Origin of the sequence: Mesorhizobium sp. M0954, from assembly GCF_040319155.1 — a bacterium.
Lineage (GTDB): Bacteria > Pseudomonadota > Alphaproteobacteria > Rhizobiales > Rhizobiaceae > Mesorhizobium.
Map to the genome: position 1 here is coordinate 15,145 of NZ_JAMYNR010000018.1, position 21,909 is coordinate 37,053.

At 61.0% G+C, this 21,909-nt stretch carries 17 protein-coding genes; 14 read left to right on the forward strand and 3 right to left on the reverse strand.

The window, feature by feature from the left end; translation table 11 throughout:
* From tssF to NKH93_RS22860, 12 genes are read left to right on the forward strand one after another with little or no spacing between them, the layout of a single operon-like run.
* Positions 1–1,875 carry a type VI secretion system baseplate subunit TssF gene (gene tssF, locus NKH93_RS22805; protein WP_352972177.1) on the forward strand — a complete coding sequence of 625 codons (1,875 nt, stop codon included), beginning with the start codon at positions 1–3 and terminating at the stop codon, positions 1,873–1,875.
* On the forward strand, positions 1,839–2,900 hold the full coding sequence (gene tssG / locus NKH93_RS22810) for a type VI secretion system baseplate subunit TssG (RefSeq protein ID WP_352972179.1): 1,062 nt from the start codon (positions 1,839–1,841) through the stop codon (positions 2,898–2,900). Before tssF ends, tssG begins: the two co-directional genes overlap by 37 nt.
* Positions 2,897–4,372 (forward strand): type VI secretion system-associated FHA domain protein TagH, encoded by a 1,476-nt coding sequence (tagH, locus tag NKH93_RS22815; RefSeq protein WP_352972181.1) that lies wholly within the window; start codon positions 2,897–2,899, stop codon positions 4,370–4,372. The genes tssG and tagH (NKH93_RS22815) overlap by 4 nt, the downstream gene beginning before the upstream one ends.
* Positions 4,373–4,375: 3 nt before the next feature.
* A complete protein-coding gene (gene tssJ, locus NKH93_RS22820; protein WP_352452813.1) occupies positions 4,376–4,831 on the forward strand; it encodes a type VI secretion system lipoprotein TssJ in 456 nt (151 codons plus the stop codon).
* Between the two features lie 39 nt (positions 4,832–4,870).
* Positions 4,871–6,205, forward strand: a complete 1,335-nt coding sequence (tssK, locus tag NKH93_RS22825) for a type VI secretion system baseplate subunit TssK (RefSeq protein ID WP_023720336.1) — start codon at positions 4,871–4,873, stop codon at positions 6,203–6,205.
* Between the two features lie 4 nt (positions 6,206–6,209).
* A complete protein-coding gene (icmH, locus tag NKH93_RS22830; RefSeq protein ID WP_352972184.1) occupies positions 6,210–7,532 on the forward strand; it encodes a type IVB secretion system protein IcmH/DotU in 1,323 nt (440 codons plus the stop codon).
* 1 nt (position 7,533) lies between these two features.
* Positions 7,534–11,070: a type VI secretion system membrane subunit TssM gene (gene tssM / locus NKH93_RS22835; protein WP_352972186.1), complete on the forward strand. Its 3,537-nt coding sequence runs from the start codon at positions 7,534–7,536 to the stop codon at positions 11,068–11,070.
* Positions 11,052–11,594: a type VI secretion system-associated protein TagF gene (tagF, locus tag NKH93_RS22840; protein ID WP_352972188.1), complete on the forward strand. Its 543-nt coding sequence runs from the start codon at positions 11,052–11,054 to the stop codon at positions 11,592–11,594. The genes tssM and tagF overlap by 19 nt, the downstream gene beginning before the upstream one ends.
* A complete protein-coding gene (locus NKH93_RS22845) occupies positions 11,594–12,697 on the forward strand; it encodes a DUF2169 family type VI secretion system accessory protein (RefSeq protein WP_352692826.1) in 1,104 nt (367 codons plus the stop codon). Before tagF ends, NKH93_RS22845 begins: the two co-directional genes overlap by 1 nt.
* A complete protein-coding gene (locus NKH93_RS22850; RefSeq protein ID WP_352725107.1) occupies positions 12,694–13,719 on the forward strand; it encodes a beta-ketoacyl synthase N-terminal-like domain-containing protein in 1,026 nt (341 codons plus the stop codon). Before NKH93_RS22845 ends, NKH93_RS22850 begins: the two co-directional genes overlap by 4 nt.
* Positions 13,716–14,834 (forward strand): DUF4150 domain-containing protein, encoded by a 1,119-nt coding sequence (locus NKH93_RS22855; RefSeq protein WP_352692830.1) that lies wholly within the window; start codon positions 13,716–13,718, stop codon positions 14,832–14,834. The genes NKH93_RS22850 and NKH93_RS22855 overlap by 4 nt, the downstream gene beginning before the upstream one ends.
* The gene (locus tag NKH93_RS22860) at positions 14,831–15,670 is read left to right on the forward strand and encodes a hypothetical protein (RefSeq protein ID WP_352972190.1); all 840 of its coding nucleotides are present in this window, start codon (positions 14,831–14,833) and stop codon (positions 15,668–15,670) included. Before NKH93_RS22855 ends, NKH93_RS22860 begins: the two co-directional genes overlap by 4 nt.
* On the opposite strand, the gene NKH93_RS22865 is transcribed toward NKH93_RS22860, so the two are convergent.
* Genes NKH93_RS22865 through NKH93_RS22875 form a run of 3 tightly spaced genes read right to left on the reverse strand, consistent with a single transcriptional unit; the run spans position 15,640 to position 18,800 of the window.
* Positions 15,640–16,032 carry a hypothetical protein gene (locus tag NKH93_RS22865; RefSeq protein WP_352746843.1) on the reverse strand — a complete coding sequence of 131 codons (393 nt, stop codon included), beginning with the start codon at positions 16,030–16,032 and terminating at the stop codon, positions 15,640–15,642. The two genes, NKH93_RS22860 and NKH93_RS22865, sit on opposite strands and share 31 nt — an antisense overlap.
* Positions 16,032–16,457 carry a DUF6484 domain-containing protein gene (locus tag NKH93_RS22870; RefSeq protein ID WP_352692836.1) on the reverse strand — a complete coding sequence of 142 codons (426 nt, stop codon included), beginning with the start codon at positions 16,455–16,457 and terminating at the stop codon, positions 16,032–16,034. The genes NKH93_RS22865 and NKH93_RS22870 overlap by 1 nt, the downstream gene beginning before the upstream one ends.
* Positions 16,458–16,469: 12 nt before the next feature.
* Positions 16,470–18,800 (reverse strand): type VI secretion system Vgr family protein, encoded by a 2,331-nt coding sequence (locus NKH93_RS22875; protein WP_352972192.1) that lies wholly within the window; start codon positions 18,798–18,800, stop codon positions 16,470–16,472.
* A 243-nt stretch (positions 18,801–19,043) separates the two neighbouring features.
* On the opposite strand from NKH93_RS22875, the gene tagH (NKH93_RS22880) reads away from it, so the two are divergent.
* Together tagH (NKH93_RS22880) and tssL are read left to right on the forward strand one after the other, a co-directional pair.
* Entirely contained in the window at positions 19,044–20,099 is a 1,056-nt protein-coding gene (gene tagH, locus NKH93_RS22880; protein WP_502896479.1) for a type VI secretion system-associated FHA domain protein TagH, read from the forward strand.
* A gap of 289 nt (positions 20,100–20,388) precedes the next feature.
* Positions 20,389–21,897 (forward strand): type VI secretion system protein TssL, long form, encoded by a 1,509-nt coding sequence (gene tssL, locus NKH93_RS22885; protein ID WP_352972198.1) that lies wholly within the window; start codon positions 20,389–20,391, stop codon positions 21,895–21,897.
* Positions 21,898–21,909: the final 12 nt, after the last annotated feature.

Consider the following 21,909-nt stretch of genomic DNA (forward strand, 5'->3'; position numbering starts at 1 on the left):
ATGGACCGGGTCTTCGTAGAATATTACGAGGAGGAACTGACCCATATCCGCGCGCTCGCGGCAGAATTTGCCGACATGCATCCCGCGGTGGCGCGCAACCTTTCACTCGATACGGTCCCCTGTCCGGACCCTTACGTCGAGCGGCTGCTTGACGGCGTTGCTTTTTTGGCCGCGCGGACCCGACTCAAGGTCGATGCGGAACGCTCGCGTTTCTCGCGCGCCGTCCTTGATGTTCTCTATCCCGATCTTGTCACGCCGGCGCCGGCAACGGCCGTGGTGGTGTTCAAACCCGGCCAGCAGGTCCAGACAATGATTGGGGGCCATGTCGTCAAACGCAATACGCGTCTGGTTTCCAGCCTCCAGCCAGGCCTGTCGACGCGTTGCACGTTCACCACCGCCCAGGACATCACGCTGTGGCCGATTGCCATCACCTCGGTCGGCTATTTTCAGGATCGCAGCGCCTTGGCTGCAGCCGGCATCGCGCGGATCGGCGGTGTGGATGGCGAGGCGGCGCTTCGCATCACGCTGGCTCGTACCGGAAAAGGCAAGCTCGACGAACTGTCGCTCGACCGGCTTGATCTCCACTTTTCCGCGCGCACCAAGGCACCACTGCTTTTCGACGCGATTTTCGGCGCCTGCGCGGCCGTTGGTGCACGGCCGGAAGGCAAGGCCAACCCGATATCGCCGTTGCCGGTACCTGAAATGGTCGGCATCAACGATGACGAGGCGCTGATGCCTCGTACACGTCCGACCTTCGAAGGGTACCGTCTTCTGCGCGAATATTTCATGATGCCGGAGCGCTTTCATTATGCTCGGGTTTCGGGATTGCAGCCCATCGTGCGCACATGCACAGCCGAACTCGAGATAATCTTCATCTTCAAGCGTCCGGTGCCTGAAGTTGCCGATGTGACGGCGGCCGATTTTGAACTTTTCGCAACGCCGATCATCAATCTGTTCGAACGTGAGTGCAACGTCGTCGAGCTCGATCCACGCAAGACGCGGCAGGTGCTGCATGCCGACCGCACGCGAGCGCGGGACTTCGAAATCTATCGGGTTATCCGCGTCGAGGACGCCGACAGCGAGGGGAGCGACGCCGCAATCCCGGAGCTCTTCAGCCTGGGACAGAACCGCGGCAGCGGTTGGGTTTATTCCACCGAACGGCGCCCACGCCGCCCGACGGAGGAGGAACGGCGCGACGGCCTCACCCGTACTTCATACACGGGCGACGACGTTTTCCTGGCGATTTCGCGTCCCGCGGAAAGTCCTGCGAACCGGCCGCTGAAGCGCGTCGACGTCGTGGCGCTCTGCACCAACCGCGATCTGCCGATTCTTGACGACAACCCTACCTTGACTCTGGAAGCCGGCGATCCGGTCGAGACGATCCGGCTTCTCGGCGCATTGCGCCCGCCTCGCCCAGCCATCCCCGCAGCGCTGCCGGCGGGCGCGGCGGGTGAATCGCGAGCAGACAATCTCGCCTGGCGGCTTGTAGCGCAGCTCGCGCTCAACTTTCTAAGCCTTGCAAAAGAAGGTCGCGGCGTCGATCCGCTGCATGCGCTGCTTGAGCTTTACGCCGACAGGGGAGACCCGAGCCTCGCCCGCAATGTGCACTCGATCGTGCGCATCGACTCCCGGTCGGTCATCGAACGGCTACAGATCGATGGGCCGATGTGCTTCGGACGAGGCACGGAGGTGACATTGCATGTCGATCAATCGGTTCTGGCGGGGCAGAGTACCTTGCTGCTTTCGGCCTTGCTGGCACGGCTGTTTGCCCGTCATGCCGGAATAAACGGCTTTGTGCGAACCCGCACATGGCTGCTGCAGAAGCAGGAGGATGTGCCATGGCCGATGACGCCCGGCAATCGCTACCTGATCTAGACAAGCCTGGTCGGTCCGAAGAGCTGTCGGATGCGTTCGACTTCTTCGAGCTGTTGCGCCGGCTCGAACGGAGAGGCGGGCTGTTCGGCTATTCCGGCCCGCCGGAGCGCGAACCCTCGCGGCTCGGGCAGCATGTCCGTCTCAGCTTTTCCGCCAAGGACTTGGCAGAATTCCGCGAAGCGACTGACAAAGCGCCCGCTCGGGTCACGGTCGCAAACATCGGTCTGATGGGACCTGAAGGTCCGATGCCCCTGCATTTGACGCGCTGGGTGCTCGATCGCCTGTCGCAACGCTGGTTCACCGGCGCCGATGCGCAGCAGACCAGCGACACGACGTTCATGGACTTCGTCAACATTCTTCAGAACCGCATGATTGCGCTGTATTACAGGGCGTGGGCGGATGCGCATCCGGCGGTTCAGGTCGAGCGCGCGGTCGGTGGGCGCGTTCGCGCCATGCTTGAAGCCATGGCGGGAATAGGGCTTCCCGGCACCCACAACCCCGAACTGGACGCAGTGAAGCTGCGCCAGGCCGCTTCGCTTGCCAATCAGGTCGACGGCCCCGAGCGGCTGACGCTGTTCCTGGCTGAGGCGTTCAAGGTGCCGGTCCAGATCAGGGAGTTCATCGCTGCCTGGATGACCATACCAGCCGCGCTCCAGACCCGCGTTGGCAAAGCCTACGCAGGGCTCGGTCGGGGAGCGACGATCGGTCCTCGCGTCTTCAACCGTCAAAGCAGGATCGAGCTCCGCGTCGGCCCACTGGGCTATGAGGAGTTCAAGGCGTTCCTGCCGGGCGGTCAACGCCTCAAATTGTTCAAGCAAGCCGTTAGGGACATGGTCGGCACATCGCTTGACGTCGATCTGCGCATCGTGCTGGCGCGCGATGCCGTTCCGCCGCCGCGTATTGGAACCGTGCAACTCGCCCGGACCGCGTGGCTTGCGCGGCCCGCTGAAAGGGGCGATGCTGACGACATGCGGCTGCGGACACTAGTCGGCTGGCGGCAGGAAGGGGCGGAGGTCGCGGCATGAGTCTGCTGCTGACGCTGGAGCAAGGGCCACGCACCCAGGCGGTACGGCAGACCCGGCTTGACGAGGGGGAACTGGTGATCGGCCGCAGCGCGGACGCCGGCTGGCAGATCGACGATCCCGACATGTTCGTTTCACGCGCCCATTGCAAGATCACTGGTGGGCGCGACGGATATTTCGTCACCGATACGTCGAGCAGCGGATTGTTCATAGACGACTCCGACAGCCCGCTCGGCGCAGGCAAGTCGACGCGTCTTCGCAATGGCATGCGGCTGAGACTGGGCGATTACATCGTGCATGTCGATCTGCAGACGTCGAGTGCCCAAGCCACAGCAGCAGCCGCAGCGCCGGTTCCGGAGCGCTCACCGCTGGCATCTCGGGCGCCGGTCAGCATCGGCCGCGACGATTTCTTTTCAGCCGCCGTGGAAGAAGAGCCGCAGCGGCCACGTCCAGCCGAGCTGCCGAACCCGTTCGAGCAGCCGATCCCGGGTGCGTTCGAACGCGCCAATTCCAGACAGCGCAGCTCGCCTGCTTTCGACGACCCGTTCAGCCTCGATCCGATCGCAACACCAGTATCCAAAGGCACCGCAAACTATCCAGAACCAGCCAGCGCACCCAAGCAGACAGACCCATTTGGCCTCGAGTCGGTGTCGTTCCCCAACGGCGCTACGGAGCCTGCGACGGCAAAGCTGCCGGAATTCAACGACGACTTCGGTTTTGGTCCAGCCGCAGCGCCCAACCCGGGAAGCGGCGCCAGCTCAACCGGGCAGCGCGAGCGCGACGCCCAGCCACAGCAAGCGGCCAATCCCTGGGACGTGCCCGTGCGAGGGGCAGATGCCCCTCCCCCAATACGGGCAGGCGCAGCCGCCAGCCCCGCCCGCCAGCCGCCTGCGAGGCAGCACGCCGACATGGCGCTTCGCACCGCATTCCTGCGCGGTATGGGTGTCGCGCAAGCCGATTTTCCCGGGCGCGACGCCGTCGCCGAGATGGAAAAGTTCGGCCGCGAATACCGCCTTATGATGGAAGGATTGATGCAGCTGCTGCGCAAGCGTGCCGAAGAAAAGGGAAATGCCCGCGTTGCCCAGACAATGGTCGGAGCCTCCGAGGTCAATCCACTCAAGTTTCTGCCGACGGTCGACGACGCAATCGTGACGCTTATCGCCGAACGCAGCCCCGGATTTCTCGCCGGCGAAGCGGCTATCGCGGATGCGGTTCGCGATCTGGCACAGCATCACGTGCGCGCCTGGCGCGGCGTGCAGGCTGCCTTGCGGCGGATGGTCGACCGTTTTGAGCCGGCAGCCATCGAAGAAGAGCTGAAATCGAGTTCCGCGATCGGCACGCTGTTGTCGGGCGGGCGCGGCGCGAAGCTGTGGGAGCTCTACCAGAAACGCCATCGTGAAATCGCCGAGAGCGCGGAAAAGAGCTTTCTCGGCGAAATCGGCGCCGATTTTCGGGATGCATATGAGGAGGAGTAAGACATGATCGATCGACGCGAATTTATCGTTGCCTTGGGCGCGACCGGGCTGCTTACGGCCTGTCAAAGCGCCGGGCCGCCAAAACCGTCGGTCATCACCGTCAAGCTGACAGGAGCGGCCGGCATGAACCCTGGACCAGGCGGCGGCGACCGGCCAGTGACGGTGCTGGTCATGCGGCTACGCAGCACCGGTAAGTTCAACTCTGCCGACTACTTTGCCTTGCAGGGGGATGCCGGCTCGGCACTGGCAGGTGATCTCATCGGATCCGACCAGATTGCCGTCGCGCCTGGAAAAACTGCGACCAAGACCATTACGGTCGAACCGGATGCGACCGCCCTGGGATTCGTGGCACTCATCCGTGAGCCTGGCGGGCGAAACTGGCGGACGACCAAATCGGTTTCGCCCGGATCAAACTTTACGACCAATGTCACACTCGGCAGCGGCGGCATTTCCGCCTGACGGCCAAGGCAAGGGGAGCTCGATGCAGAGAGTAGCCGGATGAGCGATGCAAACAGGGTGCTGTGGTCCGAGGGCCTTTTTCTGCGGACCCAGCATTTCCAGCAGCAGGATCGTTTCTTCGAGGCGACTGTGCGCGGCGCGTTGCAGGCCGGCCAGCTGCATACGTTCGGCTTTCAGCAATTGACCCTGGATAAGGCATTGCTCGATGCCGGCCAGATCTCGATCCTGTCTGCACGAGGCATTTTCCCGGACGGAACCCCCTTCTCCATTCCGGATCTTATGGACGCGCCGCGTCCGCTGCCGGTCACCCCGGATACAGGCGCCGGCCCAGTGCTGGTCGCCCTGCCCCTCGAGCCGGCCGGCGGCGTTGGCTTCGATCCGGCGCATGCGCCACCCAGCGGTGCGCGCTATCATGGACGGATCGTTTCGGTGCGCGATGCCGTCCAGGGCGGTTCAGATCCCGAAGAAATCGAAATCGCCCGACCGCAATCGCTGTTGCTTGCACCCGGCAAATCGGTCGGCGGCTATACCGCCCTGCCGATAGCCGACATCAAGGGGGTTCGTGCCGATGGCGGCGTTTCGCTGGACGAGACGTTCCTGCCACCAGCATTGGTTACCGGTGCAGTGGCCTGGTACCGGCAACTGCTTCTGGAAGTCGTCACAGGCCTCGACCAGATCGCCGAGGCGCATGGCAAGATGGTCATGGGCGGGCCAGGGCGCAGCGTCGAAGACCTGTTGATGCTCAACCTCGCCAACGCGGCGCGTCCGCGACTGGCCCATATGCTGGCGCAGGATGTCTTCCATCCGGCCGAACTTTACTTGGAACTGGCCGGGCTTGCCGGCTCGATGGCGACCTACGGCTCGAGCGCGCGGCGACTGGGCGAGCTGCCGGCTTACGATCACATGGCGCCCGGCCCACCGTTTTCGGCGCTGGCGGATGCATTGCGCTCACTGATCCTGAGCCTGCGCTACATCGAGCCGAAATCGCGCGCGCTGCCCGTCATGCGCCATTCGACCAATGTTTGGAAAATCCGCATCGACAATCCGAAGCTGCTGGTGGCCAGCCGGATCGTCATCCGGGTCGGTTCGGAACTGTCGGAGGACGCGCTACGCAAGATATTCGTCAACCAGGCGACCGTGGGCTCGGCGGATGAGTTCGAGGGCCTGTGGAAGTCCCGCCTGCCCGGCATCCCGCTGAAACCGCTTCATTCGCAACCGCGCGAGATTCCTTACGACGGCGATCGGCTGTGCCTTGAGCTCGACCAGAAAAGCGAGCACTGGGCATCGCTGCTCGGTGCCCCAGGCTTCGTCATTGGCGTTTCGGGTGTACTGCCGAGCGAACCGCAGGTGGACTGCTATTCGGTGAACAGGTGAAACCATGAGCCGGGATGATCCTTTCGGACTGTCGGAGGATCGCGAACGCACTCGCATCAGGCTGACCGGCACGCCGATGCCGCGACCGATGGCGGCATCCTTGCCCGGCGGGCCGGTAAAACGCTCGCGCACCCACCCGAACGGCCTTGTTAACGCCTTCGCGCCCCTGCTCGAGTTTGCGCCTGAGCTTGAAAGCGCGCTGCCACCGGAGAATCCGGAAGTGTTACGCACTCGGCTGCTCGAAGAACTGGTTCGGGCACGCGACACGGCAATGGCGGCGGGGTCGTCGATGGAACGGGCCGATCAGGCAGCATGGGTGGTGGCGGCCTTGCTCGACGATCTGGCCCTGAACACGCCCTGGGGCGGGGCCAGCGCATGGCCGCGTCAGCCGCTTGTGGTCATGTTGCGCGGCGACGTCGACGCCGGCACGCAGTTCTTCACACGGCTCGACGAACTGGAACGCCATCCGAACCGCGATCGCGAATTGCTGGAACTTCAGTATGACTGCCTGGCACTCGGTTTTCGCGGCAAGTATCGCGTGCCCGGCCGGTCGGGCGATCGCTCGCTCAATGCCGTTCGTGTGGCCGCGGCACGTTTCCTGCGCGATGCCGACGCCGAGAATGGACCACTGTCGCCGAACTGGAAAGGCGTCATCGCATCCGACGAGCCGCAGCGCTTCATCGTTCCGATCTGGGTGATGGCCCTGGCCGCGGCGGTCATCGCCACCGCGTCCTATGTCGGGCTCTCGATGGGACTAAGCAGCCAGGCGGTTGAGCTTTCAGCTCTGGTCCGCGCCTTGCCGCCGCCGACCCGTGGCGACATCAGCCGTGTATCGCCAACCGTCGATGTCCCGCCGCCGGAGACTGTGGATTTCGCGCTGCTGCCCGAATTTGAGGCCGGCGCGCCGGGCAATCTCAGATCGGCTCTCAGCGGCACGGAGAGCGTTTCGCTGGCCAAGCTGGTCATCCAGGCCTCCAATCCCGAACTGTTCCAGTCGTCGCGGCCAACGTTGACGGAAGGATTCGAGCCGCTGATCGGCTCGATCGCCAAGGTGATCCTGGCCAATCAGGACCTGATCGGCAACATCACTGTGGTCGGACATACGGACGGCGTCCCTCTGCAAAGAACCAATCCGCTGTCGACCAACCAGCGACTGTCAGAGGCTCGCGCCCAGACCATTGCCGACATGCTCGTACAAAACGGAGTGCCGCAGGAACGCGTCCATTCCGAGGGCCGGGCAGCCACGGATCCAGTGGCCGACGACGGCACGCGCGAGGGCCGGGCCCTGAACCGGCGCGTTGAGGTGCTGGTCGAAAAGAGGCTGTGAGATGTTCATCCTGCGCTTCCTCTGGGCGGTCCTGACATCGCGCTGGCTGTGGACACTGATTGGCATCACGCTGCTTTCGTTGGTTATCTGGGTATTCGGGCCGATCGTCAGGGTCGGGCCCTACGACCCTTTCGCCTCCGACAATGTGCGCATCGTCATCATCGCACTGCTGGTCATCTTCTGGCTGATCTGGCTGATCGCCGCCCAGCGTCGGGCGATCCGTGCCAACCGTATGTTCGTCGCCGAAATCGCCGCGCCGGCGGTAGACAAGCCACTCAGCCCCGGCGAAGAGAATGTCGCTGCCGTCGGAGCCAAGTTCGGCGAAGTCATGGCCGAGTTGAAGCGCCGCAAACTGGGTGGTCGCAAGTTCCTGCGCGAGATGCCCTGGTACGTGATCGTCGGACCGCCGGCCACCGGCAAGACCACGGCCTTGCGCCAGTCGGGGTTGAATTTTCCGATCGACCTGACCGACGACCTGCAAGGGGTCGGCGGCACGCGCAATTGCGACTGGTTCTTTTCGGAGAGTGCGGTTCTGATCGACACTGCAGGCCGCTATGTCCAACAGGAGAGCCAACCCGACGTCGACGCAGTGGAGTGGCTGGGCTTCCTCGACCTTTTGAAGAAGCACCGGGGCCGTCGGGCGCTCAACGGGGTGATCGTCGCGCTTTCGATCGATGTGCTTTCGGAGGGCGACGACGCCATCAAGGCGCATGGCCGCAAGATCCGCCGTCGGCTGGCCGAGCTCAACGACCGCCTCGAAATCCGCCTTCCGGTCTATCTGATGCTGACAAAAGCCGACCTGATCAAGGGGTTCGAGCCTTTCTTCGGCGGTTTGTCGACGGCTGCGCGCGAGCAGGTCTGGGGGACTACGTTCGCACTCGACGCGCATGTCGATGCAAAGACCATCGAGCGGGAAATCGCGACGTTAGCAACCGAGCTCGAGCGGCGGCTGGTGCCCCGGCTGGAGGACGAAGACAAGCTTGCTGCCCGCGCCGAAATCTTCAGATTTCCCGCCCAACTCGCCAGCCTGTCCGAGCCGATCCAGGTACTGATCGAGGCGATGTTCGGCGAAAGCCGGTATGAGGAGGCCGCCTGGCTGCGTGGCCTTTATCTGACGTCGGCGACCCAGGAAGGGGCGCCCATCGATCGGCTGACCGCAGTGCTGTCTGCCTCCTTCGGCCTTCCGCCGCGCCGGGCGTTGGCCGCGCCGCGTGTCGAAAAACGCAGCTTCTTCCTAAAGAACCTGCTCACAGAAGTCATCTTCAAGGAAGCCGGCCTCGGCACCTTCGATCCGCTGGCGCAACGCCGCCGCGCCTGGATCTGGCGTGGCGCGGCCGCCGCATGTGCCGCAGCCGCCCTGCTGGTCAGCGGTTTATTCACCTGGTCCTATTACGACAACCGCAACGCGATCACGGCCCAGGCAAGCCAGTTCGAGGCGCTGCAAACGCCACTGACCTCGGCCGCGGCAAACCCGGCATCCGTAGAACAGCCTGCCATCGATGTCGCCCTCGGTGCGATGGATGAGGTCGCAAATGCCCGCACCCCGCCGCCTGGCGCGGCACAGGATTTGCTGGGGCCATCAGCCTCGGCGGAATTGGTGCGGGCACAGACCGACACTTACGACCATGCTTTGCGCAACGTTCTCGAGCCGCACATGGTGGCGCTGCTCGAGGCGACGATGTGGCGGCAGATCCGCGATCCGGACTTCATGCTTGGCGCGCTGAAGACCTATCGCATGATGACCGGCCTTTCTCAGATGGATCCAGACTTCGCCCAGAGCTGGTGGGTCAACAGTCTGCCTGAATTCGCCGCGGCTGCCCCCTTTCCGACAGCTGACGCCGAAGAGCACCAGCTTGCCGCGATCCGTCGCATGGCGGTTGACGCCAGTTATATCGCCCCGGACCAGGCGCTGGTTGCGGAGGCACTGAAAACCGTCTGCACGATTTCCTTGCCGGCGCGTGCCTACAAGCAGCTGCTGGCCGACCCGGCGGTGGCTGCGCTCAAGGAATGGATTCCTGCCAACTTCGCCGGCCCCAACGGCGCCAAGGTCTTTGCGCGGCGTTCCGACAAGACGCTTCGGGTCGGCATTTCGGGAGCGTTCACCTATGCCGGCTTCCATGAGGCCATTCTCGACCGGGTCGAGGATGTCGCCGCCCAGGCAGCACTCGACCGGGCGGTGTTCGCCGGCGGTTGCTCGGAAAATTCCGAAACCTCGGTGTCGGCGCTGTCAGAGGATATTCTGAAGCTTTATTACGACGACTATATCGCGCAATGGGACAGCTTCCTGCGCGACATGAGGCTCGCGCCATTGACCGACCTCAACGTCGCCAGTGAGAACCTCAAGGATCTTTCAAGTGCCGACTCCGCGCTGAAGCGCCTGGTTACCGCGGTGGTCCAGGAGACCGAGCTTACGCGATCCGATGAAGCGCCGACAAACGACAAGCCCGCGGCGGCAGGTGGCTCGAAACTGCTCGGCAAGCTGGGCAAGCTTGGCAAGATCGTAAAAACCGGAGCAAAGCTTTTGCCGCGTGCGGGCTCCGCCGACGAAGTGGATCTTACCGGCAGTCTGGTAGCCGAGCATTTCAAGCCGCTCAAGGGTGCCGTTGCCGAGGTCGAGGGCCAGCCGCCGGCGCTCGACGCCGCAATCGTCGCGCTCACCGCACTGTCCAACGTGCTGCAGACGGTGACGGCCAATCCCGATCCTCAGGACGCCATCAAGAAGCAGGGCGGCCTCGCCGAACTGACTGGAGCGGTTGCCAGACAGGCGCAGATCCTGCCCGACCCGATCGACGATTGGTTGGGCGGCATTGCCGGCGATACCAGTGGCCTGACGCAGAAGGCGGTCACCTCGGAGCTCAACGCCATCTGGCGCGCCGACATCCTGCCGTTCTGCCAGGCAGCACTCAACAACCGCTATCCTTTCAGCCCGGACAGCGCCGTCGACGTCAATGTCCGCGACTTCGCCCGCCTGTTCGGACCGGCAGGACTGATCGACACCTTCATCAACGACCACCTGATCAGCTATGTCGACACGTCGGCGCAGCCATGGAAATGGCGCGCCGATTTCGGCCTCGACCCCTCGGCACTGGCCGCGTTTGAACAGGCAAGGCGGATCCGCGATGATCTCTTTCCCGGCGGCACAGGCCCGCTGATGAGCTTCACGCTCGAACCGAAGGATCTGTCGCCCAATGTCGCGCGCGTGACGCTCAATCTCGATGGCCAGAACCTCGTCTATTATAACAATGCAACAAGGCCGCAGCCGATGACGTGGCCCGGCAAGGACGGCACAGGCGTCATCTCGCTGGCCTTCCAGCCGATCGATGGCTCGCCCGAAATCTTGCTCAACGAGACCGGCAGCTGGGCGTGGCTGAGAATGTTGCGCAGCGGTCGCTTCACCGGCACCTCGCTGTCGGACGTCTACAGCCTGCGCCTGGGCACCAAAGCCATGTACGCCGATTTCCAACTCAAGGCCGCCAGCGTCGAAAACCCTTACAACCTGCAAATGTTCAAGAAATTTTCATGTCCGCCGCAGATCTGATCCTGCCCGGCTTTTACGGCAAGATGCCTGCCACCGGCGATTTCGTCACGCGGCGGCTGCCGGGGGATTTTGTGCGCGTCTGGGACCGCTGGCTGGCGCAGCACATCGTGCCGCTGATGGGCTCGGAAACCTGGCCGCGCGGCACGGCGCTACGGTTCCTAACGGGTCCGGGCTTTGTCGACGCGGCGGCGGGCATTATCTTGCAGAGCGTCGATAGGGTTGGCAGGCAGTTTCCGTTGAGCGTCGTCGCGCAGCTTTCTGAGGCTTCCGTTCAGCTGGCTCGCGCCGATGCGTGGTTTTCCGGGATCGAAGAAGCGGCCGTCGCCGCCCAGCAGGGCGAGCTGACGCCTGACGAATTGGATACCGCTTTAAGCGCACTGCCAGTACCGCCTGTCGAGCCGGGCGAAGAGGTCATCAGCGATATGGTGATGTGGACAGCGCGTTCGGACATTTTCGACGTCGATCCGCTGTCGCCGCAAGCTACGCTGGAGCAGATCTTTGCCGCCAACTGGGAGACCAGTTGATGCAGATCTGGAACCAGATGGGGTATCCGCACGAATTCACCATGGGCATGGACAAGGCCGGCCATGAGTGGATCGTCGTGGTGGTCAAAGGCACGTTCGACTTTCCCGCCACGCCCGGCGGACCGGTACAAAAATCGGTGGAACAGATTCCGCTGGTCATGGCCGACACGCACACCGGCGTGCCTGGTTATTCGGCCACGTTATGGGAAACCGATTTCGCCTTCCGCAAGCCGCGTTGTGACGTGATTGCCAATGCCTTTGCCTATGCGCCGGGAGGACGTCCGGCCGAACGCGTGCCGGTCGGCATCAAGGTGGGCAATTGGTCGAAGCTCTTCGAGGTCGTGGGCCACCGCGAGTGGCGCTCCGTCGGGCCAGTGTTTACTGCCACGTCGCCACAGCCCTTCTTGCGCATGGCAATTTCCTACGATGTCGCCTGGGGTGGCACCGACCGGCTCGATCCAGAGGACAAACTGCCAGCGAGTTACAAATACAACCCGGTCGGCACCGGCTGGTCGCGAACCAAGAACCAGCGCCTCATTCCCGGCCTGCGGCTACCGAATACGCAAGCTGTCGGTGAAGAAATCCGCTCGCCATTCGGCGACTATAAGCCGATGAGTTTCGGTCCGATGGGCCGCGGCTGGCCGGGACGCATCGAATTTGGCGGCACCTATGACCAGAACTGGATCGACAATGTCTTCCCCTTCCTGCCCCAGGATTTCGACGAGCGCTACTTCCAGATGGCACCGCCGGACCAGCAGATCGACCTGCCAAGAGGTGGCGAAGAAGTGCAACTGGTGAATCTGACACCTGACGGGCGGGTGAGTTTTCGGCTGCCATCGACAGCATTGCCGTTGACGCTGTTCGAGGGTAGGCAGAAGGCCCCCGAGCGCGTCACCTTTCCAGACACTGTCCTCTTCGACCCGGAGAACAGACGCTTCTCGTTGGTCTGGCGCGTATCGCAGCGCATTCACCGTACTATTCTCGATTTCAGCGAATGCTGGATCGGCCCGCCGACCGAGGCAATGGTGCGGATACGAGCTGCGGCTCGTGCTTATTCTCGCTTCGATGAAACGACTGCGGCGCAGAAGGCGGAGAACACGTGAGGCCGGCACTCGACATTCTTTCGGTCGGCATGGTTACGGCGGTTGGCCTTGACGCACCATCGGCTTGCGCAGCGATCCGGGCTGGGATTGATGGCTTTCAGGAAACGCGTTTCAAGGATGAGAATGACGAGTGGCTGATCGGCGCGCCGGTACCTCTGCCACGCAATTGGATCGGCGAGAAACGAATGGCGCATCTCGCCGCAGGCGCAATTGTCGAGGCATTCGAAGAAGTTCCGGAAGCGCGTGGGCAAGCCGCGCTGATCCTTTGCTTGGCAGAGGAAGATCGCCCAGGGCGGCCGGTAAGAAGCACGCTGCGTCTGCTCGACCGTATCGCCGAGATCACCGAAGTCGAAAAGCATTCGCGGTCACGGGTGGTTGCCCATGGGCGACCGTCCGGACACGTGGCGCTTGATCATGCGCGTCGGATGATTGTATCGGGCGAAATACCATACGTGATGGTTGCCGGCGTTGATAGCTATTTGACGACCTTGGCCACGACGTATTACCTTAAGGAGCGTCGACTCCTAACGTCCGACAATCCAAACGGGTTTATTCCTGGGGAAGCGGCGGCGGCAGTCCTGTGCGGGCCACCGAGGCGGGGGGGATTTCGGCTAGCGGGACTAGGCCTTTCGCGCGAGGCGGCCTCTATTTACAACAAGCAAGACTTGCCGCTCAGGGCGGACGGTATGACGTCCGCTTATCGCCATGCGTTGGGTGAGACTGGAATAGAGATGAACCGCCTCGGCTATCGAATTTCAGATCTCATCGGCGAACAGTATTGGTTTAAGCAGACGGCGCTGGCATCGATACGGCTGGTGCGCAATCCGTGTCCGTCCCAGGATCTGTGGTCGCCTGCGGAAACCCTCGGCAATGTTGGTGCGGCGGTCACGCCTCTGATGCTCGGAATGGCACTAATGGCGGCAAGAAAGAACTACGCGACGGGGAACCCGGTGCTTGTCGAGGCTTCCAACGATGCAGGCGCTTGTGGAGCTGCCGTGCTGGCTGCGAGGGCCGCCTGGTGACTGTCTTCGCCAACGGACTGGAGGTGGCCGCAAAGGCCCAGGGCAACAAGGTCATCGCGGCCTTTCCAGATGTCTGTTTCACTCCGCCCGAAAATCCAGCGACACCGCCAGGGGTACCGATCCCGTATCCGTCATTTGGAATGGACTCGGATACTGAGAAGGGCACCGGTACCGTCAAAATCGGCGGAGAGAACATCACCCAAAAGGACAAATCGGACTACAGCAAGACCACTGGCACGGAAGCCGGCAGCGCAGCCAAGAAAGGAGTCATCTCGTCCACTAACACCAGTAAGGAATACGCGCGAGCGTGGTCAAGCAATGTAAAGGCGGACAGCCTCCCTGTCAGCCGGTTCTCAGATATCTCGACAAACAATCATACAAGCGATCAGGTTGGAAACACACCTCCGCAGGCTAAGGTGGGGAGACCGGGACCTGGTGGCGGGTCGGCGCCAAAGACCAAGTGCCCGTGCTGCGGGACAGAACCCGCCCACGCCAATCAGGTGAAAGCCAACGGCGAGATGTGTGATACTGTCCCCGAGGCCGAATACTACAAGGAGCGCATGCAGCGGGCGAATGCTAAGATCGTCAATATTGAGGAAACAGCCAAAGCCGGTACGTTAGGCTTGGTGCCTCGCATGAAAGCGTGGGATCAGTACGAAAAACGCAAGGAGGCGTCTAAGACCGTAGCAAATGCACGAGCAACGGGAGAAAAATGCCCAAATCTGCATGAGGAGGATAAAGATTGCGGTGTCCACTTCAAGGGAACGCGTAGCTATTCCGAAATTCTTGAGCAAGCAGACCCGGAAAAGAAGAGAGAATTAGAAACCAAGCACGCTGGAAGAAAGAACGAAAAAGACCTTATTCACGTCGACATACTGCATCATGTCCGTACAAAAATACTTGGAATTACCGATTCTGTGAAAAAAGCGATAATAAAACGGGACGGCAAAGGCACCGGAACAAACACGGGCAAAGTGCACCACATGACCCCCATAGATGCCGGTGGATGTCCCGATTCCCCCAAGAACTTGATAGGCCAAGGCGCCCTTTCCGGCGAATGCGACAAAATCAATGAGGCGCAAGGCACGCTTCAAGGAATAAACCCTTATCCATGACATTCTCGGCGCGCGGCAAACTTTTCCACTTCGGGACGAACGAGTTTCGCAGCCGTTCGACGCCAGCCGGAGCGCGGCTGCTGCAGATATTTGAAGAGTGCAAGAAGGGAAACTTCGCATCATCTGCAATGTTTCCAACAGTCTTCGAAGCCTCCCCCTCGGTGGAAGTAGTTATCGACGCGTTTGCGCTGTTGCCGTACGTCACACCAAGGACCTTGCTCCTGGATGTGGCGGACCCAATTCGCCAATCGCTGCAGCAAGATAGCCAATCCATTGAATGGCTCTGCATCGCTCTCTCAAGGAGCGGCATTTTGGATGCGACGCAGAAGGCGGTCTGGTTCTACAGAGATGAAGTCACCGTCGACAGCGATACCGACCTTCCATACCATTTGTCGATCACCTTGGAGGCTTCGGTCGGAGATATCTTCGATGGACCGCAAGTTGTGCCGGATTCGATCGATGAGTATGAACCTGCGCGTCGCCAATATGACGTAGTTGAATACGCGAAAGCCGTTGAGCTAAAAATCGATGAGATCCGTGCAAATTTTCCTAATTCTTCGCGCCAGTCCTTTCTCTACGGCAAGCCCGTAAACATTGAGGATCTGGCGCTCAATTTGTTGAATACCCTTGGGGAGACCTATGACAACGAAGACGTCGTTACCGCCAGAAACCTAATAGAGGCATTCACCGGATTCGACCTTTCGCAATTTTACAAGAATATTCAGCTGAACCGAAAACCTGCGGCCGCTGCCCTTGAGCAACTCTTCGACGAAGTCGACCTGTTCGAATTCAGACCGGGAGTTCGCTATTTCTTTGGGAGGGAAATACCAGACTGACCAGGAGCACGTACGCTAGCCGCAACCGATGTGCCCGCATTGGTGAGATATTTTCGAACCTTCTCAAGATTGAGATCGACGATGCGAACAGTCGATCTGGTCGTCAGCATTCGAAGGACGAAAAGCTCTCCAGCCTCAGGAAACTCGTCGTAGCGCTCCTTGACGATTTCCTTTCCCGCATCTCCGGCCACCCGCAGCCCATCCAGATGTGCTTCTAGTCTCTCGACCAATCTAGCTATCCGCTCATCGTCCATCTCGGGATTTTCGCCGGGATGCAGCAGATTGTAGTCGTAGACAGTCCATAGAAACGCCGCCATTTCGGCGTGCTGGCGGACGATTTCGCGTAGGATGGGCGCCGGCATCAGTTCAGATTCACGGAACCGCCCCGGATACGATTCGCGGCACTGGCATGACTCGTCACATAGGTGCCGCGAATGGTGATGCGGCCATCCTTTTCCATGATGATCACGGCCTTGCCACAGCGCAGTTCGATGCGTTCCTCGCCTGTGATTCTCACCCGTTCGCCGTCGCGGACGACATGAGGAGCTACAGATTTTCCCTTTGGTTCAACGATACGCCCGACAATTAGTGGCCGGCCTAGGTCGCCGTCCTCAAACAACAATGCGACCTCGGAGCCAATCATATCGGAATTCAGTTCAGCGAGACTACGAGCCGGAAGGGCCGTATCCTTCGGATTGCCCGGAAACACAACGAGCGGGCCACCTTCGCCGAAACCGAGAAAAATCCCGATTACGACGCCTTCGATTCGTTCGATGATCTTTGCCACCTGACGGTTTCCTCAGTTTTGTTTGATTTCCGAACCCTTCATGACAATGTCACCGGACGCTTTGGCGAATATCTTGCCGCTGCCGGTTATTGTTATGTCCTTTCCTTTGATGCCGATCGTTCCATCCTTCTTCATTATAATGGAGGCGTCGCCGCATTTGATCGTGATCTCGTCTCCGGCGTCTATGACCAGCTTCTTCCCGACACCAATCGAGCCGTCTTCGGCAATGGTAATCCCGCTGCCCTTTGCTATCTTGAGCGCGTGGGCTCCGCCGATATCGGTGATATCATCCGCGGCTACCTTGGCTGTCCGAGCCTTGCCGATCTCTGTTGATTGCCCACCGCCGATGTTGACGCTCTGGTTGCCAGTTATGTCGATGCCCTGGTTGGCTCCGATCTTCCAACTGTCGGAAGCGCCGATGTCGTGACTTTGGCCGAGACCCACGCTGACCGACCGTGTCGCCCCGATAGTGTTCATCTGCACCGCCCCGACGGTTCGGGTCTCGGCGGCGCCGACCGAATCGATACGAGCCGCGCCAACAGTGATTGTTTGAACTAATCCTACGGTCTGCGAATGGTTGGCATCGATATTCTCGGTCGAATTCGCCACAACGTGAATCGTCTCGTTCGATCCGACCGTCAGCGACCTGTTCACCCCCACCGTCTCGGTATCGTTGTTGCCGATATCCGTGGTCTGGTCGACGCCCACCTTGACCGTCTTGTTGTTGCCGACGTCCTCGTCGAGGTTGTGGCCGACGGAGTGCTTGGCGTCGTGGTCGATGCGGTCGGACTGGTCGTGCTGCACAAGCTTGGTGCGGTCGTTCTTGATCAGAAGGTTGTGGTCCTTCTGCGCCTGGAAATTGACCAGTTCGGAGCCGGCCTTGTCCTCGAACATCAGCTCGTTGTAGCCGCCGCCGCCTTTCGACGAGTCGGATTTCCAGCCGGATTGCGTGGCGCTGCCCGGCAGTCCGTAGGGCGGCATCTGCGAGGCGTTGTAGACCCGGCCGGTGATGATCGGCAGATCCGGGTCGCCTTCGATGAAGTCGACGATCACCTCCTGGCCGATGCGCGGGATCTGGATGAAACCCCAGCCGCTGCCGGCCCAGGTCTGCGAAACCCGCACGAAGCAGGAGCTGTTCTGGTCCTTCTTGCCGAGACGGTCCCAGTGGAACTGCACCTTCACCCGTGCATATTTGTCGGTGAATATTTCCTCGCCGGACGGGCCGACCACCGTCGCCGTCTGCGGGCCGCGCATGATCGGCCGTGTCGTGACCCGCGGCGGGCGATAGGCCAAGGCGGTCGGCGCCACGCCGAGGATCACCTTGAAGTTTTCGCTTTCGACATCGGCAAGGGCTCTGTAGCCCGGATCGAACAGCCTGTATTCGGCGCTGACCACCAGATACTCCTGGTTCTGGTCTTCGCGCGGAAAACCGTCCAGCTTGAACGTGCAGCCTGAATACAGGCCGCGCACGGTTCCAACCGCGGCGATGCGCTGGTGCACCGCCTGGATTTCCTCGCGCCGGATTGCCGCCAGGCTGTCGCCGCGGCCTACTTCGAGATGCGCGCCGGGCTGACGGTAATTTTCACCCGTAGCCAGCTTATGACTGAACGGCTGGGCCGATTTGGCCATCAGGTCGGCGCCCGGCTTTTTGAAGTCATAGTCGGTATGGACATAGGCGCCCGGCCGCACGGAGCTGCCCGGAATCCATTCGGTAATGTATTCGACATCGCGCCGGGAGCCCTGCCCCTCAAAGTGGTACGGCACTTTTTCATAGCCCGGCGCCGGCTTGAGCTTGTTCATGGCATCGGCGAGCACAAGCGTGTGCTTGCCCTCACCATGCTCGAAGAAATACAAGATGCCCTCGTGCTCGAGCAGCCGCTGCACGAAGTCGAGATCGGTCTCATCATATTGCACGCAATATTCGCGCGGCGGATAGGAACCTTGCAGGCGTTTCTCGAATTTTGCCGTGCTGTATTTCGAGAAAACCTCTTCGACGATTTCGATGACGCTCATGTTCTGGAAAATACGGCAGTCGGTAGTATTGCCGAGAAACCAGAGCCATGGCCTGACGACTGCTTCGTAATAGGCCAGTCGATCCTCGATCCGGGTGAGGCGAAACTCCGACACGATGCCGCTGAACCAGCGCTGGGGGTTGGCTTCACCTTCGATCGAGACGGGGCCACCCAGCATCTCCAGCGGATCGATATCGTGGCTGGGGCTCACGAACCCGACCGTATAGGCCAGACAACGACTGATCTCATCGCGCCCGACGAGATGTGTAAAGGTCAACAGTTCAGCGCCAACTGGCGTTTGCACAACCGTGGCACGTTGTTCATTTGGCATGGGTCGTGCCCCTCCTCGGCCTGGCGGCCAGCCCAGTGGATTTGCAAGATCCTAATCAGGAACTCGAAATCACATCAAACCCTGATGGTTGCCAGTCCATTTCGAGCGTACCACATGTTTGTTGTGCAGGCCAAAGCTGACCACGAATAGGACCGACTGGGATGCGAATATTGGGATTAGCCACGCTAAAAACATGGAGTATCCTGTCGGCAAGGCCGCCAGCGATCACACAGGCGATTTCGCATGTTAATCAGTCTGCAGATCAGCAACGTTGATGCCCTGCCCGCTGGCGTGTCGCCCGGCTACAGATCGCGTAATCGCAGCTTCAAAATCGGGCGCGAACATTGCGACTGGATCTTGCCCGACCCTGACAAGTTCATCTCCGGCCGGCATTGCCAGATCCGATACGAGGCAGGCGCGTTTTGGCTGCACGACATTTCGCGCAATGGCACTTTCATCAATGGATCGAGCCAACGCATCACCGGTCCGCGCCGGCTAGACCACGGCGACAGGCTCCTGGTCGGCCGCTATGTCATCCTTGTATCGATTGACGACGAGCACGCAACGCCAGGTCATCCGGAGGCTGACCGAGGTTCGACGCAACGACACATGCCGGTCGCGGCCGATCGGCTGCCCGATTCCGGAGGCGAGCCTTTTTTCAGTTCGGCAGAGCGATGGCTCGGGCAAGCGCCGCCATCGACATCGTCGCCGCCTGCAACCTTGCCTTCGACGACAGACGAGGTGCTGCGGGAAATTGCAATCGCCGCAGGCATTTCGCCGGAATTGTTCCAGTTGCGTGATCCGCATGAAGTCGCTGCCGAAATCGGCGCGGTGCTGCGCACGGTGGTCGAGCAACTGGCCATGCTGCTGAAGGCACGTGCGGCTGCAAAGACATTAGCCAAGAGCCCACACCGGACGATGATAAGCTCCGCTGAAAACAATCCTCTCAAATTTGTCCCAGGCACCGACGACATACTTGAAATCATGTTCGCGCGGCGCAGGGCCGGCTATCTCGATGCCAGGCACAGCGTCGAGGACGCATTCCGCGATCTCAAGGCGCACGAATTTGCCACCTATGCCGCCATGCAAGCAGCGCTCTCGCGACTGCTTGATGACCTTTCGCCGGAGGCGATCGGTAAAAAGCTCCCGCCGACATCGTTTACCTCGAAGAAGGCCCAAGCATGGGACGCGTTTGTCGGGACGTGGAGGAGCATGGAGGAACCACACGAAAACGGCATGCTTGATATATTCTTGGCCTATTTTGGCGAAGCGTATGCAAAAGCTGACAAGCAAAAATAGACCGGCCCAACAGACTGCGGCGCTTTAGCAGACGAAGAAAAACGCATCGGCGCGCCGCATCATGTTCCAATCGACAACATCTGGGACTACGATCACATACGGCAGTTCGCCAAGCGGGTAAGCCTGATTGACCTGGGGGTCTGCGGCAAATGTCACATTGCGGCGCCATTGTTTCTTGTAGCTCCGGACCGCCTTGCCGGAAGGACCATTGCCTGCCCTATCCAGCCAGGAAAGATCTGGCGCCTCTCGCACGCGAGCGCGGACACTGCACGGCAGCGGCATATCGGCGATGAGCTCGAAGGACGATCCTTTCGGCCCGGTCCGCAAGACCGTCATCCGCACCAATCCACGACGCGGGCAGAATGCGAAACCAGCCGCAAACGAACCGATTGCGAAGACCGTCGCGCCCCCGCATGTCAAGGAATCGACAGTTTTCGATCCTGACATAGGTCGGCATATGCCGCCGGACTGGACATCCGGAACCATTCTTTATCAGGGAGCATCGTCCGGTACAGCGGTCAGAGCCGAGGCGGCCGGGTCAAGGCCGAGCATTCAGCAGGAGGTGCTGCTCGGCGCCGCAGACACGGTAAAATATTCGACGGCAAATCCGATCCTCGCTGGGTCAGCACCGTTGCTCGTCCTGTTCGGGCATCTCAGGCTCGTGCCGGTCGAAAGACAGGCGGCGCCATTGGCCCAACATATCGCCGAGGCGATGGAGAGGTTCGACTGGACGCTGGAGAAGTCAGGGGTTGCCGAAGAGGATGCGCGGATCGCGAAGTTTGCCCTTTGCGAAACGGCCGACGATCTTGTCGGCAACCTGCCTTGGGCCGGCGAGGACACCTGGGCACAGCACAGTATGCTGTCGCGGTTCTTTCACATCGAGCCCACCGGCGGCGGCTTTTACGAAGCACTGAACAAGGTGCTGGCCAATCCTGAGCCACACTTAGACCTGCTCGAGCTGATGCATGTCTGCCTATCCCTGGGATTTGAGGGCCAGTATCGTGGCCTGGCGCGCGACGATACCAGTCTCGAACCTGTGCGGCGCGACGTCTACGAGACGCTTCGCTACTTCAGGGCCCGCGCCGGAGAGGACATCTCCCCCCGCTGGCAAGGCATGGCCGCTATGATGGTGCCGTCTTCGACCCGCCTGCCGCTCTGGGGAGTTGCTGCAGCGGCGTCAGCCCTGGTGACGGCCGCGTTTTTCACGTTGCGGGCGTTCATGACCGATGAAGGCGATGCTGCAGCCAGACAATTGCTGGCGCTCAATCCCTCGACGACTGTGACGATCGAGCGCGCCAGTGTGGTACCCCCACTCGCCAAACCGGTGACAGCCGCCTCGCCTGCGGTGACCGGCCAGATCGACCGCATCCGCTCAGCACTGTCCACGCAAGTCGAGCTCGGCGGGATGACCATCGGCACAAAAGGCGACTTCATCGTAGTGGAGATCAACAATCAATTGTTGTTTCAGCCAGGGAAGACCGAAGTGAAGCCCGACTTTCTGCCACTGGCCACACAGATTGCCGCAGCCCTTGAGCACGAGCCAGGGCCAATCACGATCGTTGGCCACACGGATAATGTGAAACCACGGAAATCAAGCACGTTCAAATCGAATTTTGACCTTTCGGTCGCCCGCGCGAAGGCTGTTGAGACAATGATCGCCGCGAAGCTTAGCGATCCCTCGCGAGTAACCGCCGAGGGCAAGGGCGAAGATGAGCCAATTGCCGACAATGCGACGTCCGAGGGCCGCGCCAAGAACCGCCGTGTCGACGTGATGATCCTCAAGGAGGAAACGCTGTGAACACCGCCGGTG